Source organism: Stenotrophomonas sp. FW305-3-2-15-E-LB1, assembly GCF_058787375.1.
The window spans coordinates 78,765-94,302 of the sequence record NZ_JBYSZR010000004.1; the positions used below are offsets into that span (position 1 = coordinate 78,765).

The window sequence follows — 15,538 nt, forward strand, 5'->3', positions numbered from 1 at the left end:
GGGTGCCCGTGCCGTCCCTCCTGTCCGCTTAATGAAAGTGTCCGCAGCAGTGTCCGCGGACACCCGGACACGGAGAACCCAGTCGCAAACCATTGAAAAGGCGTGAAAAAAAGTTGGCACGGAGCGTGCTTGGTCTTTGGCACCACCGAAAGGCATGCTCCCGATGATCCGCGACACCTCTGCCCAGGACCAGATCGTTTCCCCCCCCTCTGCCGGCGCTCCCCGTGCGGCCTGGCAGCGCTACCGCTGGCCGGCCCTGGGCGCCATTGCCCTGCTGGCCGCCATCGGCTGGGCCGTGCATGCCTGGTCCAACGCCAGCCGCTCCTTCGACAGCAGCCGGGTGCGCATCGCCGAAGTGCAGCGTGGTGACCTGGTGCGCGACATCGCCGCCGATGGCCGCGTCATCGCCGCCAACAGCCCCACTCTGTACGCCATCTCCGCAGGTACGGTGGACCTGAAGGTGGTGGCCGGTGACGTGGTCAAGAAGGGCCAGGAGCTGGCGATCATCGACAGCCCGGAACTGCGCAGCAAGCTGGCCCAGGAACAGGCCACCCTGGCCGGCCTGGAAGCCGAAGCCAGCCGCGCGGCGCTGGACGCCACCCTGGCCCGCGCCAAGTCGCGCAAGGAAACCGACCAGGCCAGCATCGAACGTCAGGCCGCCGACCGTGACCTGCAGCGCTACCAGCGCGGCTACGACGGTGGCGCGGTGCCGCAGATCGACCTGGCCAAGGCCCAGGATTCGCTGAAGAAGGCCGACATCACCCTGGTCAACGCCACCACCGATGCGCGCCTGCAGAGCCAGGGCGCCGACCTGGACGCACGCAACAAGCGCCTGCTGGCCGACCGCCAGAAGGCGGTGGTGGCCGAAGTGCAGCGCCAGGTGGATGCGCTGACCCTGCGCGCGCCGTTCGACGGCCAGGTCGGCCAGGTGCAGGCCACCCAGGCCACCAACCTGGCAGCCAACGCGCCGGTGCTGGGCGTGGTCGACCTGTCCAAGTTCGAAGTGGAGATCAAGGTGCCGGAGAGCTTCGCCCGTGACCTGGCGATCGGCATGCCCGCACAGCTGACCGGCGGCAACGGCAAGCCGTTCCCGGGCGAGATCAGCGCGGTCTCGCCGGAAGTGGTCAACGGCGAGGTCAATGCCCGCGTGCGCTTTGCCGCCGCGCAGCCGGAAGGCCTGCGCCAGAGCCAGCGCATGTCGGTGCGCGTGCTGCTCGATACCCGCCGCAACGTGATGAAGGTCGAGCGTGGCCCGTTCGTCGAACAGGGCAACGGCGTGGCCTACGTGATGGACGGCCGCACTGCCGTGCGCCGGCCGGTGGAACTGGGCGTCAGCAGCCTGGGCGAAGTGGAAATCAAGTCGGGTGTGCAGCCGGGTGACCGCATCGTGGTCTCGGGCAGCGACCTGTTCAAGGACGCCGAACGCGTCTCCGTCAACTGACACATCCTGGAGAGAGGACACCCCATGTACATGCTCGAAATGCGTTCGGTCGCCAAGGTCTTCCGTACCGAACAGGTGGAAACCCACGCACTGCGCTCGCTGGAACTGCAGGTCAAGGAAGGCGAGTTCGTCGCCGTCACCGGCCCGTCCGGCTCCGGCAAGACCACCTTCCTCAACATCGCCGGCCTGCTGGAAACCTTCACCAGCGGCACCTACCTGCTGGACGGCGAGGACGTGAGCACGCTGGGCGATGATGCGCGCAGCCGCATGCGCAACCAGAAGATCGGTTTCATCTTCCAGGGCTTCAACCTGATCCCCGACCTGAACCTGTTCGACAACGTGGACGTGCCGCTGCGCTACCGCAGAATGGGCGCCGGCGAGCGCCGCGAGCGCATCGAGAAGGCGCTGAACCAGGTGGGCCTGGGCTCGCGCATGAAGCACTACCCCAACGAACTGTCCGGCGGCCAGCAGCAGCGCGCTGCCATCGCCCGCGCCCTGGCCGGCAGCCCGCGCCTGCTGCTGGCCGACGAACCGACCGGCAACCTGGACACGCAGATGGCGCGTGGCGTGATGGAGCTGCTGGAAGAGATCAACGCGGCCGGCACCACCATCGTCATGGTCACCCATGACCCGGAGCTGGCCGCGCGCGCGCAGCGCAACGTGCACATCGTCGATGGCCAGGTGACCGACCTGGTGCGTGAGCCGGTGCTGGCCACGCCGCGCCGCATCGTCGCCGTCAACGAGTGAGGGCCCGACCATGTTCGCCTACTACGCCCGTCTGGCGGCGCGCAGCTTCCGCCGCAACAAGGTCCTGACCGCGCTGATGGTGGTCGCCATCGCGCTGGGCATCGGTGCCTCGATGACCACCCTGACCGTCTTCCACGTGCTCTCCGGCGATCCGATCCCGGACAAGAGCGACCGCCTGTTCTACGTGCAGCTGGACCCGGGCCCCCGTGGCGGCTACGTGCCCGGCGAGGAACCCAATACGCAGATGACCCGCTTCGATGGCGAGGCCCTGCTGCGCGAAGCCAAGGCCGAGCGGCAAGCGCTGATGAGCGGCGGCGGCGGCACCATCGAGCCGGAGGGCAGCACGCTGCAGCCGTTCTCGATCGACACCCGCTGGACCTCGGCCGACTTCTTCCCGATGTTCAACGTGCCGATGCAGTACGGCCGTGCCTGGACCCGCCAGGATGACGATGGCCGTGCGCGCGTGGTGGTCATCTCCAAGGCGCTGAACGACAAGCTCTACCAGGGCGGCAACAGCGTGGGCAAGGACATCCGCATGGATGGCCAGAGCTTCCGCATCGTCGGCGTGATGAAGGAATGGAACCCCGAGCCGCAGTTCTTCGACCTCACCACCGGCAGCTACGGCAAGGACGAGGATCTGCTGCTGCCGATGTCCACGTCGATGGACCTGAAGCTGGGCAGCAGCGGCAACATGAACTGCTTCGGCGAGAACCCCGACGGCGACAGCTACACCTTGAACGCGCCCTGCACCTGGCTGCAGTACTGGGCCGAGATGGACCCGGGCAAGGCCGATGACTACCGCCGCTACCTGGAAAACTATTCCAGCCAGCAGCGTGAGGCCGGCCGCTTCGAGCGCCCGCCGAACGTGCGCCTGCGCAACGTGATGCAGTGGCTGGACTTCAACGGTGCGGTGCCCAGCGATGTGCGCCTGCAGCTGTGGCTGGCGCTGGGCTTCCTGGGCGTGTGCCTGGTCAACACCGTGGGCCTGCTGCTGGCCAAATTCCTGCGCCGCAGTGGCGAGATCGGCGTGCGCCGCGCACTGGGCGCCAGCCGCGGCCAGATCTTCCTGCAGTGCCTGGTGGAAGCCGGTGCGGTGGGCGTGGTCGGTGGCGTGCTGGGCATCGGCGTGGCCCTGCTCGGCCTGTTCGCCGTGCGCCAGCAGCCGGTGGACTACGCCAAGCTGGCCCACCTGGACGGCAGCATGCTGCTGCTGGCCATCGGCCTGACCCTGTTTGCCAGCGTGGCCGCTGGTTTCCTGCCGGCCTGGCGCGCGATGCAGGTCACCCCGGCCATCCAGCTCAAGTCGCAGTAAGTACCGGAACGAGGACTCCCATGGACATCCGCCCCATCCTCAGCACCCTGCGCCGGCACAAGACCGCCGCCGCCCTGATCGTGCTGGAAGTCGCCCTGACCTGCGCCATCGTCTGCAACGCGCTGTTCCTGGTCAGCCAGCGCGTGGAAAAGATCAGCATGCCCAGCGGCATCGCCGAGAACGAACTGGTGATGGTCCGCGTCAGCGGCATCGGCAAGCAGACCAACGGCATGGCCCGCACCCGCGAGGACCTGGCGTCGCTGCGCGCCATCCCCGGCGTCACCAGTGCCACCATCATCAACCAGCTGCCGTTCCGCGGCGGCTCGTCCAGCAGCAGCATCCAGCGCCAGCAGGACCAGGAACGGCCGACCACCGAGGCATCGATGTACACGATGTCCGAGGATGGCATCCGCACGATGGGCATCAACGTGATCGCCGGGCGTGACTTCCTGCCCGACGAATACATGGATTACGCCACCGTCTCCAAGGCCGGTTCCAAGGACACGGCCATCCCGGTGATCTTCAGCCAGGCCACCGCGGCGAAGATGGAACCGGACGGCAGCGCGCTGGGCAAGACCTACTACATGGGCAAGCAGCCGCTGCACGTCATCGGCATCGTCGACACCCTCACCACGCCCACCGGCTGGGCCGACAACTGGAACGAGTCGATGCTGATGCCGCTGCGCCGCGGTTTCGACGAGGGCGGCACCTACATGCTGCGCACCGCACCGGAGCGCCGCGATGAAGTGCTCAAGGCCGCCGTCGCCGCACTGGAGCGCAACGATGCCAACCGCCTGATGCGCGACAAGAAGACCTACGAGGATCAGCGCAAGGACTACTTCAAGAACGACCGCGCCATGGTGGGCCTGCTGGTGACGGTGTGCATCGCGCTGCTGGTGGTCACCGCACTGGGCATCATCGGCCTGGCCAGCTTCTGGGTGCAGCAGCGCAGCAAGCAGATCGGCATCCGCCGTGCGCTGGGTGCGACCCGCGGGCAGATCCTGCGCTACTTCCAGACCGAGAACTTCCTGCTGGCCACGCTGGGCATCGTGCTGGGCATGCTGTCCGCGTACGCGATCAACCTGGCGCTGATGAACATGTACGAGCTGCCGCGCATGCCGCTGCTGTACCTGCCGCTGGGTGCGGTGCTGCTGTGGGTGCTGGGCCAGGTGGCAGTGTTCGGCCCGGCCCGCCGCGCCGCTGCCGTGCCGCCGGCCGTTGCCACCCGGGGCGCGTGAGATGCGCGCCCTGGCCCTGGCAGTTGCGATGACCATGGCGCTGCCGCTGCCGGTGCTTGCCGGCAGCAGCACGGTGCAGACGATGAACTGGCAGCAGGATGGCGCGCGGCTGGCGCTGCGCTCCACCGAAGGCCAGGTGCAGGTCGATGCAGCCAGCCCCGAGGCGCGCTTCGGCGTGCGCCGGGGCGACCGCATCCTGCGCGTGGACGACGCCCCGGTGCGGCAGATCGACCAGCTGGCCACCGCCCTGCGCAAGGCCGACGCCGCAGGCAGGACGCAGGCCTACCTGCTGCTGCGCCGCGACAGCCGCACGTTCAGCGTGCCGGTTGCGGTGGACACCTGGAAGGCCGTGCTGGTACCACCGCCGGCACCGCCCCCACCGGCGCCGCCACCGCCGCCGCGCTGACCTTCTCCGGCCCCTGCGGGGCCACCGGTTTGGCTATGCTTGATGGGTGGCGCTGGCCGTTCACGGCTCTCTCGGCGCTGCCCATCCCTTTTCCAGAATGCGTCCATGCCTGCGATCCTGATCATCGATGACAACGCCAGCGTCGGCACCGCGCTGGACGTGCTGTTTTCCCTGCATGACATCGACACGCTGCAGGCGCAGAGCCCGGCCGATGGCCTGGCAATGCTGGAGAGCCACGCGGTCGACCTGGTCATCCAGGACATGAATTTCACCGAGGACACCACCTCCGGCGAGGAAGGCGAGGCCCTGTTCGCGCAGATCCGCGCGCGCCATCCCGACCTGCCGGTCATCCTGCTGACCGCGTGGACCCACCTGAGCAGCGCGGTGGACCTGGTCAAGGCCGGCGCCGCCGATTACCTGGCCAAGCCCTGGGATGACCGCAAGCTGCTGACTACGGTCAACAACCTGCTGGAACTGTCCGAAGCCCGCCGCGAGCTGGACCAGCGGCGCGCACGCGAGGAACGCCAGCGCAACGCGCTGGAAGAAAAGTACGAACTGTGCGGCGCGGTGTTCGCCGATCCCGCCAGCGAGCGCGTCATCGCCTTGGCCTGCCAGGTCGCGCGCTCGGAGCTGCCGGTGCTGATCACCGGCCCCAACGGCGCCGGCAAGGAAAAGATCGCACAGATCATCCAGGCCAACTCGCTGGTGGCCAAGGGCCCGTTCGTCGCGGTCAACTGCGGTGCCCTGCCCTCCGAACTGATCGAGGCCGAACTGTTCGGCGCCGAAGCCGGTGCCTACACCGGTGCCAACAAGGCGCGCGAGGGCAAGTTCGAAGCCGCCGATGGCGGCACGCTGTTCCTGGATGAGATCGGCAACCTGTCGCTGGGCGGGCAGATGAAGCTGCTGCGCGTACTGGAAACCGGCCGCTTCGAGCGCCTGGGCTCCAACCGCGAGCGCCAGGTCAAGGTGCGGGTGGTCAGTGCCACCAATGCCGATCTGCCGGCGATGATCCGCGATGGCAGCTTCCGCGAAGACCTCTATTACCGCCTCAACACGGTGGAACTGGCGCTGCCGCCGCTGGCCGAGCGTGCGGGCGACATCGTACCGCTGGCCGAGCGTTTCCTTACGGCCGGCAAGCCGCTGTCCACCGCTGCCGCCGCCGCACTGCAGCGGCACCCGTGGCCGGGAAACGTGCGCGAGCTGCGCAACGTGATCCAGCGCGCCGAGCTGCTGGCCAGCGGCAACCGCATCGAGGTGGCCGACCTCAACCTGCCGCGTGCCCCGGCCGCACCGCGACCGGCGCCCAGCACCGGCAACGATCCCGACCGCGCGCGCATCGAGGACGTGCTGGCCCGCAACCACGGCGTCATCGCCCAGGCGGCGGCCGAGCTGGGCCTGAGCCGCCAGGCGCTGTACCGCCGCATGGACCGCCACGGCATCCCGCGCGAATGAAACGGCGCTCATTCACCTTCCGCCTGTTCCTGCGCCTGCTGCCGGTGCTGGCGCTGGCGGCCGCGCTGCCGTGGCTGCTGGCCTACTGGATGAACCACGGCTGGTGGGTGACGGCGATCTCCTCGGTCGTGCTGCTGTCGCTGATGTGGTGGTCGCTGCGCCGTGCCACGGCACCGGTGCGATCGCTGATGCGTGCCCTGGCCGGCACCACCAGCAGCTACCGCGATGGCGAGTTCAACTTCGGTGTGTATTGGCCGGGCAACGACGAGCTGGGCGACCTGGTGCAGGCACACCGCGAGCTGGGCGACGTGCTGCGCGAGCAGCGCCAGGGCCTGGTGCAGCGCGAGCTGCTGCTGGACACCATGGTGCAGAACACGCCGGTGGCGATGCTGCTGATCGCCGCCGGTGGCGACGGCATTTCCCGCGTGGTGTTTTCCAACCTGGCGGCGCGCAAGCTGCTGCACGGTGGCTGGAAGCTGGAAGGCCAGCGCATGGAAGAGGTACTGGAACAGCTGCCGGTGGAACTGCGCGATGCCATCGCGCGGGGTGGCGACAGCCTGTTCGCGGTGCGTGCGGAAGTGGAGGACGGCGTCGAGCCCGACGAGGATGACGAACAGGTCTACCACCTGTCGCGGCGCGCGTTCCATCTGAATGGTCGCCCGCACGATCTGCTGCTGGTGCGCCAGTTGACCGCCGAACTGCGCCGCCAGGAAGTGCAGACCTGGAAGAAGGTGATCCGGGTGATCAGCCATGAACTGAACAACTCGCTGGCACCGATTGCCTCGCTGGCCCATTCCGGTGGCGAGCTGGTCAAGCGCGAACGCTTCGACCGCCTGCCGGAGATCTTCAGCACCATCGAGGATCGCGCGCGCCACCTGGAAGGCTTCATCCGCGGCTATGCGCGTTTTGCCAAACTGCCGCAGCCGCAGCTGCAGACCGTGCACTGGGCACCGTTCCTGTCCAGCCTGCGCCAGCAGATTCCCTTCGGCATGGACCGCGAGCCGGACGAGACGCTGAGCAGCCGCATCGACATCGCCCAGTTCGGCCAGGCGCTGTTGAACCTGCTGAAGAACGCACACGAAGCCTGCGCCGAAGCCGACCCGCCCAACGACGATGTGCAGGTGCAGCTGACGCGGCTGCCGCAGTGGCTGCGCCTGGACGTGCTGGACCGCGGCAAGGGCATGAACGAACAGGTGCTGCAGAACGCGCTGATGCCGTTCTATTCAACCAAGCGCAACGGCACCGGCCTGGGTCTGGCGCTGACCCGCGAAATCGTTGAAGCGCACGGCGGCCGCGTATCGCTGCAGAACCGCAGTGACGGCGGGTTGTGCGTGTCGATCCTGCTGCCGGTGGGTTGATCGGTTGGCCGCATCCACGCATGGCGTGGATCTACTGCCGCCGGGCATGGCCCGGCGCTACCTTGGCGGACATTCCCAGTAGATCCACGCCATGCGTGGATAGGCCGACCAAGGTCGGCCGCTACCAGACACGCCGCATCGCCACCCGCAGGTGCATCGGGAAACCCAGCGCCGCTTCTTCGGCCATCACCGCCCGCAGGCCGGTGCTCCAGTGCGGGGGCGGCACCACCACGAAGCCCTCGCTGGCGTAGAAGTCCGCATTCCACGGCACATCGGACAGCGTGGTCAGTACCGCCGCGGACAGCCCACTCGCCCGGGCCTCGGCCAATGCATGCCGCAGCAGTGCCCGGCCGTGCCCACGTCGCGCGTGCTCCGGGTCCACATCCATCTGCAGGATGTGGAATGCATCATCAAGACGGCCGCCCAGCAGATAGCCGGCAATGGCACCGTCTGGCGCCTCCACCACCCACACCTGCCCGCGTTGCAGGCCTGCGCTCAGGCTGGCCTGATCCAGGCCATGGCCGGCGAAAGCCGGATATGCCGGATGCCCACGCAGCAGTTCGCCGGCACGCTGCTCGATGGCCGGCAGCGCGCCGAGTTCATCGGCGCGTGCCAGCCGCGGCTCAGGACTTCTTGACCGGCCGCTTCCAGCCATCGATGGTTTCCTGTCGTGCGCGGGCCAGGGTCAACTTGCCGTCCGGCGCATCGCGGGTAATGACCGAACCGGCCGCAATGGTCGCGCCCTGGCCGATCGTCACCGGTGCCACCAGCGCGCTGTTGGAACCGATGAAGGCCTGGTCGCCGATGGTCGTGGTCGACTTGTTCACCCCGTCGTAGTTGCAGGTGATGGTGCCCGCGCCGATGTTCACCTTGCTGCCGATCACCGCATCGCCCAGGTAGGTCAGGTGGTTGGCCTTGCTGCCCACGCCCAAGGTGACCTTCTTGGTTTCCACGAAGTTGCCCACGTGCACGCCGTCGGCCAGCACGGTGCCCGGGCGCAGGCGCGCGAACGGGCCGATCTGTGCCGCGCCTTCGGTCACCACGCCTTCCAGGTCGCAGTGCGCGCGCACTTCGGTGCCCGGCCCCAGGCGCACGTCCTTCAAGCGGGTGAACGGGCCGACGGTCACGCCATCGGCCAGCTCCACCTTGCCTTCGAGGATCACATCGACATCGATCAGCACGTCGCTGCCGACCGTGACCTCGCCGCGGATATCCAGGCGCCCCGGATCGAGCACGCGTGCGCCCTGCGTGCACAGGGCACGCACCGCGCGGCGCTGCCAGGCACGTTCCAGCTGCGACAGCTGCCACGGATCATTCGCGCCTTCGGCTTCCTGCGCATCGGACACCAGCGCCATCTCCGCCGGGGTGTACTCGTGTGCGGCGAAGGCGAACACATCGGTCAGGTAGTACTCGCCCTGCGCGTTGCTGTTGGACAGCTGCGAAAGCCAGCGGCGCAGCGCGGTCGACTCGGCGGCGATGATGCCGGTGTTGATGGTGCGCACGCGCAGCTGGTCGTCGTTGGCATCCTTCTGTTCGACGATCGAACCGACCCGGCCTTCGGCGTCGCGCAGCACGCGGCCGTACCCGGTCGGGTCGTCGACCTCGGCCACCAGCACCGCCAGGCGGCCTGGCTGGGCCAGCAGGTGGCGCAGCGTGTCCGCACGGATCAGCGGCACGTCGCCGTACAGCACCAGCACCTGCGCGGCATCGGGCACCTCCGGCATGGCCTGGGCCACGGCATGGCCGGTGCCCAGCTGCTGCGCCTGTTCGGCCCACAGCAGGTCGGTCTGGTCGGCGAAGCGCTGGCGGACGGCTTCTCCGCCATGCCCGTACACCACATGGATGGCGGACGGCTGCAGTTCCCGCGCCGCGGCGATCACGTGGGCCAGCATCGGCTGGCCGGCGATCGGCTGCAGCACCTTGGGCAACACGGATTTCATGCGCTTGCCGGCGCCGGCGGCGAGGATGATGACGTGCAGGGCTTGGGTCATGGGCAGCGGTCCGTGGTTCGTTGCCGGTGATTCTAGAGCGTCGGCCGTTAACATGGCGGCCTACCCGTCTGTATTGCCGCCATGAGCCTGCTCCGCCAGGGAAGCGCCTACATCATCATCGGCCTGTTGCAGCTGCTGCTGGACTGGCTGGTGTTTGTCGCCCTGACGGCGGCGGGCATGCCGGTGGTGTCGGGCAACATCGCCGGGCGCGTGGCCGGCATGCTGCTGGGTTTCTGGTTGAACGGGCGGATCACCTTCGCCGATGCGCAGGGCCGGCAGCGCCTGGGCTGGCATCGCTTTGCCCGCTTCCTGCCACTGTGGCTGCTGTTGACCGCAGCGAGCACGCTGCTGGTGTCTACCGCCGACCACGCGCTGGGGCTGGAATACGCCTGGCTGGCCAAGCCGCTGGTGGAAGGCGGCCTGGCCGGCGTGTCGTTCCTGTTGATGCGCTACGTGGTGTATCGCTGACGGACGGCTCTACCCGTCGAGGCCGCGGGAAAACCTACCCGGTAGAGTCGACCGTTGGTCGACTATCGCGCGCAGCGCGGGGTTTTCGCGGGTCATCCGGAAGAGCAGTCGACCAACGGTCGACTCTACCAACGCTGACGGCACAAACAAAAACGCCGGCACATGGCCGGCGTTTCTGCGGGGTGGCGCGAACCTCAGTGCTTGAGGGTCTTGCGCAGGCGCTCCAGCGCCTGCAGCTGCACCACGGCTTCGGCCAGCTTCTGCTGGGCCTCGGCCACTTCCATGGCTTCACCGCGGTTGGCCAGGATGCGCTCGGCTTCTTCCTTGGCCTTGCGGACCGAGGCTTCGTCGATGTCCTGCGCGCGGATCGCGGTGTCGGCCAGCACGGTGACCACCTGCGGCTGCACTTCCAGGATGCCGCCGGAAATGGCGAAATCCAGCTGCTCGCCGTTCGGCGTGGTCACCACCACCTTGCCCGGCTTCAGGCGGGTGATCAGCGGTGCGTGCTTGGGCGCGATGCCCAGTTCGCCGAGCTCACCCGTAGCCACGACCAGAGTCGCTTCACCACGGAAGATTTCCTGCTCGGCGCTGACGATGTCGCAACGGATGGTGCTCATGATCAGGCCTTCTCAGCCATCTTCTTGGCCTTCTCGACCGCTTCTTCGATGCTGCCGACCATGTAGAACGCCTGCTCCGGCAGGTGATCGTACTCGCCATCGACAATGGCCTTGAAGCCACGGATGGTGTCCTTCAGCGACACGTACTTGCCCGGCGAACCGGTGAACACTTCGGCCACGTGGAAGGGCTGGCTGAAGAAGCGCTCGATCTTGCGGGCGCGCGACACGGCCTGCTTGTCTTCTTCGGACAGTTCGTCCATGCCCAGGATGGCGATGATGTCCTTCAGTTCCTTGTACTTCTGCAGGGTCTGCTGGACGCGCTGGGCGGTGTCGTAGTGCTCGTGGCCGATGACCAGCGGGTCCATCTGGCGGCTGGTGGAGTCCAGCGGATCGACGGCCGGGTAGATACCCAGCGAGGCGATCGAACGCGACAGGGTCACGGTCGAATCCAGGTGGGCGAAGGTGGTCGCCGGCGACGGATCGGTCAGGTCATCCGCGGGAACGTAGACGGCCTGGATCGAGGTGATCGAACCGTTCTTGGTCGAGGTGATGCGTTCCTGCAGGACGCCCATTTCCTCGGCCAGGGTCGGCTGGTAACCCACGGCGGACGGCATACGGCCCAGCAGTGCCGAGACTTCGGTACCGGCCAGGGTGTAGCGGTAGATGTTGTCGACGAACAGCAGGACGTCCTTGCCCTTGCCGTTTTCGTCCTTCTCGTCGCGGAAGTACTCGGCCATGGTCAGGCCGGTCAGGGCGACGCGCAGACGGTTGCCCGGCGGCTCGTTCATCTGGCCGTACACCATCGCCACCTTGTCGAGGACGTTGGAGTCCTTCATTTCGTGGTAGAAGTCGTTGCCCTCACGGGTACGCTCACCCACGCCGGCGAACACGGACAGACCGCTGTGCGCCTTGGCGATGTTGTTGATCAGTTCCATCATGTTGACGGTCTTGCCGACGCCGGCGCCGCCGAACAGGCCGACCTTGCCGCCCTTGGCGAACGGGCACATCAGGTCGATGACCTTGATGCCGGTTTCCAGCAGCTCGGTGGCCGGGGACTGGTCTTCGTACGACGGGGCCGCGCGGTGGATTTCCCAGCTGTCGCTGGCGGCCACCGGGCCGGCTTCGTCGATCGGACGGCCCAGCACGTCCATGATGCGGCCCAGGGTGCCAGCGCCGACCGGCACGGAGATGCCGCGGTCGGTGTTGACGGCCACCAGGTTGCGCTTCAGGCCGTCGGTGGAACCGAGGGCGATGGTACGCACCACGCCGTCGCCCAGCTGCTGCTGGACTTCGAGGGTGATTTCGGTGTTCTCGACCTTCAGTGCGTCATACACCTTCGGCACCGACTCACGCGGGAATTCGACGTCGACGACCGCGCCGATGATCTGAACGATCTTGCCCTGACTCATTGCTGCATCCTCTAATGTGTGCTTTGAACGAACGCGGTCAGACTGCTGCCGCGCCGCCGACGATTTCGGAGATTTCCTGGGTGATCGCTGCCTGGCGCGCCTTGTTGTAGACGAGCTGCAGGGTGCCGATCAGCTTGTTGGCGTTGTCGCTCGCCGCCTTCATCGCGACCATGCGTGCGGCATGTTCGGAGGCGACGTTTTCCAGCAGTGCCTGGTACACCAGCGATTCGATGTAACGCGTCATCACGTGCTCGAGCACGGTCGCGGCATCGGGTTCGTACAGGTAATCCCAGTCGTGGTGAGCGACCTGCTTTTCAGCCGGCGGCAGCGGCAGCAGCTGATCGAAGCTGGCCTTCTGCACCATGGTGTTCACGAAGCGGTTGTAGACCAGGTACACGCGGTCGATCTTGCCTTCGGTGAAGGCGTCGAGCATGACCTTGATCACACCGATCAGCGATTCCAGCTTCGGCACGTCGCCGATGTGGGTCACGCTGCCGACCATGTTGACCTTCACGCGGCGGAAGAAGGTCGATGCCTTCTGGCCGATGGTCACCAGGTCCACTTCAGCACCCTTGTCCTGCCATGCCTTGGCTTCGCCCAGCATCTTGCGGAACAGGTTGTTGTTGAGGCCGCCAGCCAGGCCGCGATCGGAGGAGATCACGATGAACCCGACCCGCTTGACCTGCTCGCGCTCGACCAGGAACGGATGCTGGTAATCGGTGCTGGCCTGGGCCAGGTGGCCGATCACCTGCTTCATCGCCTGCGCGTACGGACGCGAGGTCTTCATCCGATCCTGCGCCTTGCGGATCTTGGAGGCCGAGACCATTTCCAGGGCGCGCGTCACCTTGCGGGTGTTCTGCACGCTCTTGATCTTGGTTTTGATTTCGCGTCCGCTTGCCATCTTTGATTCCCGTAGAGCGGGGCGATGCCCCGCTGCAATCAACGGTGTAGCGGGGCCAGGCCCCGCCACACGTCTGTCTTACCAGCTGCCGGTGGTCTTGAACTCGGCGATGCCCTTCTTGAAGGCACCTTCGATGTCGTTGTCCCAACCGCCGGTGGCGTTGACCTTGCTGACCAGCTCGCCCTGGGTGTTGGCGAAGTGGGCGTGCAGGCCTTCTTCGAACGCCAGCAGCTTGTTGACCGGCACGTCGTCGAGGTAACCCTCGTTGACGGCGTAGATCGACAGCGCCTGGTTGGCGATCGACATCGGCGCGTACTGCTTCTGCTTCATCAGCTCGGTGACGCGCTGGCCACGCTCCAGCTGCTTGCGGGTCGCTTCGTCCAGGTCCGAGGCGAACTGCGCGAACGCAGCCAGCTCACGGTACTGGGCCAGCGAGATACGGATGCCGCCCGACAGCTTCTTGATGATCTTGGTCTGGGCCGAGCCACCGACGCGCGACACCGAGATACCGGCGTTCACGGCCGGGCGGATGCCGGCGTTGAACAGGTCGGTTTCCAGGAAGATCTGGCCGTCGGTGATCGAGATCACGTTGGTCGGAACGAAGGCGGACACGTCGCCGGCCTGGGTTTCGATGATCGGCAGCGCGGTCAGCGAACCGGTCTTGCCGGTGACCTTGCCTTCGGTGAACTTCTCGACGTATTCCTCGGACACGCGGGCTGCGCGCTCGAGCAGACGGGAGTGCAGGTAGAACACGTCACCCGGGTAGGCTTCACGGCCCGGCGGGCGCTTCAGCAGCAGCGAGATCTGGCGATAGGCCACGGCCTGCTTGGACAGATCGTCGTACACGATCAGCGCGTCTTCGCCGCGGTCCATGAAGTACTCACCCATGGTGCAGCCCGAGTAGGCGCTGATGTACTGCATGGCAGCCGATTCGGAAGCGGTGGCGGCAACGACGACCGTGTGGGCCAGTGCGCCGTTTTCTTCCAGCTTGCGCACGATGTTGGCGATGGTCGAAGCCTTCTGGCCGATCGCAACGTACACGCACTTGATGCCGGTGCCCTTCTGGTTGATCACCGCATCGATGGCCATCGCGGTCTTGCCGGTCTGGCGGTCGCCGATGATCAGCTCGCGCTGGCCACGGCCGATCGGGATCATCGAGTCGACCGACTTGTAACCGGTCTGCACCGGCTGGTCGACCGACTTGCGCCAGATCACGCCCGGAGCAACGCGCTCCACCGGAGCGGTCAGGTCGGTGCCCAGCGGGCCCTTGCCGTCGATCGGCTCGCCCAGCGCGTTCACGACGCGGCCCAGCAGTTCCGGACCGACCGGCACTTCCAGGATGCGGCCGGTGGTCTTGGCGACGTCGCCTTCGCGCAGGTGCTCGTAGTCACCCAGGACCACGGCGCCGACCGAGTCGCGCTCCAGGTTCAGGGCCAGGGCGAAGGTGTTGTTCGGCAGTTCGATCATTTCGCCCTGCATCACGTCGGCCAGACCGAAGATGCGCACGATGCCGTCGGACACGCTGGTCACGGTGCCTTCGTTGCGCGATTCCGCGGCCAGCTTGACCTTCTCGATGCGGTTCTTGATCAGTTCGCTGATTTCGGAGGGGTTGAGCGTGGTTGCCATCGTCAAGTCCTAGTGCCGGCAGCGGGGCCGGACGTTAAATGAATTCAGTTAGCGAGCGCGGTCTGCAGACGGGCCAGCTTGCCCTTCAGCGAACCATCGATGACCACGTCGCCGGCGTCGATGACGGCACCGCCGATCAGCGAGGCATCGACCGCGGTGGTCACGTCGACCTCGCGGTTGAAGCGCTTGCGCAGTGCGACCTTGATCGCGTCCAGCTCACCGGCCGACAGTTCGGCCGCCGAGGTCACCGTGGCCTTGACCACGTGCTCGGCTTCGGCGCGCAGGGCGTCGAACATGCCAGCGATTTCCGGCAGCAGCGGCAGACGATGCGATTCGGCCAGCACGGCGAGGAAACGCGAGTAGGTTTCACCGTGGGTTTCCGGTGCCAGCAGTGCGACGGCTTCGTCGCGACCCAGCTCCGGGTTGGCGAGCAGGGCCGCCACGCGCGGGTCGGCGGCGACGTGGGCGGAGAACGCCAGGGCGTCCGACCACGGCGCGAACGTGCCTTCGTCACGCGCGGTCGCGAAGGCGGCGCGGGCGTACGGGCGGGCAAGCGTGAGGGCCTGGCTCAT

The 15,538-nt window shown here is 67.0% G+C and carries 15 protein-coding genes; 8 read left to right on the plus strand and 7 right to left on the minus strand.

The window, feature by feature from the left end:
• Nucleotides 1-163: 163 nt before the first annotated feature.
• The 7 genes from AC3WL7_RS04725 to AC3WL7_RS04755 all read left to right on the plus strand — a co-directional run bounded on the left by AC3WL7_RS04725 (nucleotide 164) and on the right by AC3WL7_RS04755 (nucleotide 7,954).
• Nucleotides 164-1,441, plus strand: coding sequence for an efflux RND transporter periplasmic adaptor subunit (locus tag AC3WL7_RS04725; protein WP_492749525.1), 1,278 nt, complete (start codon nucleotides 164-166; stop codon nucleotides 1,439-1,441).
• A gap of 24 nt (nucleotides 1,442-1,465) precedes the next feature.
• Complete coding sequence (locus AC3WL7_RS04730; protein WP_079223539.1) at nucleotides 1,466-2,188, plus strand: ABC transporter ATP-binding protein; 723 nt, start codon at nucleotides 1,466-1,468, stop codon at nucleotides 2,186-2,188.
• A gap of 10 nt (nucleotides 2,189-2,198) precedes the next feature.
• The gene (locus tag AC3WL7_RS04735) at nucleotides 2,199-3,500 is read left to right on the plus strand and encodes an ABC transporter permease (protein WP_108747426.1); all 1,302 of its coding nucleotides are present in this window, start codon (nucleotides 2,199-2,201) and stop codon (nucleotides 3,498-3,500) included.
• 20 nt (nucleotides 3,501-3,520) lie between these two features.
• The gene (locus tag AC3WL7_RS04740; protein ID WP_492749526.1) at nucleotides 3,521-4,738 is read left to right on the plus strand and encodes an ABC transporter permease; all 1,218 of its coding nucleotides are present in this window, start codon (nucleotides 3,521-3,523) and stop codon (nucleotides 4,736-4,738) included.
• Nucleotide 4,739: 1 nt separating this feature from the next.
• Entirely contained in the window at nucleotides 4,740-5,144 is a 405-nt protein-coding gene (locus AC3WL7_RS04745) for a PDZ domain-containing protein (protein ID WP_492749527.1), read from the plus strand.
• Nucleotides 5,145-5,249: 105 nt separating this feature from the next.
• Entirely contained in the window at nucleotides 5,250-6,596 is a 1,347-nt protein-coding gene (locus AC3WL7_RS04750) for a sigma-54-dependent transcriptional regulator (protein WP_079223546.1), read from the plus strand.
• Nucleotides 6,593-7,954, plus strand: a complete 1,362-nt coding sequence (locus AC3WL7_RS04755; protein WP_492749528.1) for a sensor histidine kinase — start codon at nucleotides 6,593-6,595, stop codon at nucleotides 7,952-7,954. The genes AC3WL7_RS04750 and AC3WL7_RS04755 overlap by 4 nt, the downstream gene beginning before the upstream one ends.
• A gap of 121 nt (nucleotides 7,955-8,075) precedes the next feature.
• Here AC3WL7_RS04755 and AC3WL7_RS04760 read toward each other — a convergent pair whose 3' ends face one another.
• Complete coding sequence (locus tag AC3WL7_RS04760; protein WP_492749529.1) at nucleotides 8,076-8,609, minus strand: GNAT family N-acetyltransferase; 534 nt, start codon at nucleotides 8,607-8,609, stop codon at nucleotides 8,076-8,078.
• On the minus strand, nucleotides 8,578-9,945 hold the full coding sequence (gene glmU / locus AC3WL7_RS04765; RefSeq protein WP_492749530.1) for a bifunctional UDP-N-acetylglucosamine diphosphorylase/glucosamine-1-phosphate N-acetyltransferase GlmU: 1,368 nt from the start codon (nucleotides 9,943-9,945) through the stop codon (nucleotides 8,578-8,580). Before glmU ends, AC3WL7_RS04760 begins: the two co-directional genes overlap by 32 nt.
• Before the next feature lie 81 nt (nucleotides 9,946-10,026).
• On the opposite strand from glmU, the gene AC3WL7_RS04770 reads away from it, so the two are divergent.
• Nucleotides 10,027-10,413, plus strand: a complete 387-nt coding sequence (locus AC3WL7_RS04770) for a GtrA family protein (RefSeq protein WP_492749531.1) — start codon at nucleotides 10,027-10,029, stop codon at nucleotides 10,411-10,413.
• Nucleotides 10,414-10,607: 194 nt separating this feature from the next.
• Here AC3WL7_RS04770 and AC3WL7_RS04775 read toward each other — a convergent pair whose 3' ends face one another.
• The 5 genes from AC3WL7_RS04775 to AC3WL7_RS04795 form a co-directional block, all read right to left on the minus strand.
• Nucleotides 10,608-11,030 (minus strand): F0F1 ATP synthase subunit epsilon, encoded by a 423-nt coding sequence (locus AC3WL7_RS04775; RefSeq protein ID WP_005411127.1) that lies wholly within the window; start codon nucleotides 11,028-11,030, stop codon nucleotides 10,608-10,610.
• Nucleotides 11,031-11,032: 2 nt separating this feature from the next.
• Nucleotides 11,033-12,439 (minus strand): F0F1 ATP synthase subunit beta, encoded by a 1,407-nt coding sequence (gene atpD, locus AC3WL7_RS04780; protein ID WP_079223556.1) that lies wholly within the window; start codon nucleotides 12,437-12,439, stop codon nucleotides 11,033-11,035.
• A 37-nt stretch (nucleotides 12,440-12,476) separates the two neighbouring features.
• Entirely contained in the window at nucleotides 12,477-13,340 is an 864-nt protein-coding gene (gene atpG, locus AC3WL7_RS04785) for a F0F1 ATP synthase subunit gamma (RefSeq protein ID WP_005411129.1), read from the minus strand.
• Between the two features lie 78 nt (nucleotides 13,341-13,418).
• The gene (gene atpA / locus AC3WL7_RS04790) at nucleotides 13,419-14,966 is read right to left on the minus strand and encodes a F0F1 ATP synthase subunit alpha (RefSeq protein WP_492749532.1); all 1,548 of its coding nucleotides are present in this window, start codon (nucleotides 14,964-14,966) and stop codon (nucleotides 13,419-13,421) included.
• A 44-nt stretch (nucleotides 14,967-15,010) separates the two neighbouring features.
• Nucleotides 15,011-15,538 carry a F0F1 ATP synthase subunit delta gene (locus AC3WL7_RS04795; RefSeq protein WP_079223560.1) on the minus strand — a complete coding sequence of 176 codons (528 nt, stop codon included), beginning with the start codon at nucleotides 15,536-15,538 and terminating at the stop codon, nucleotides 15,011-15,013.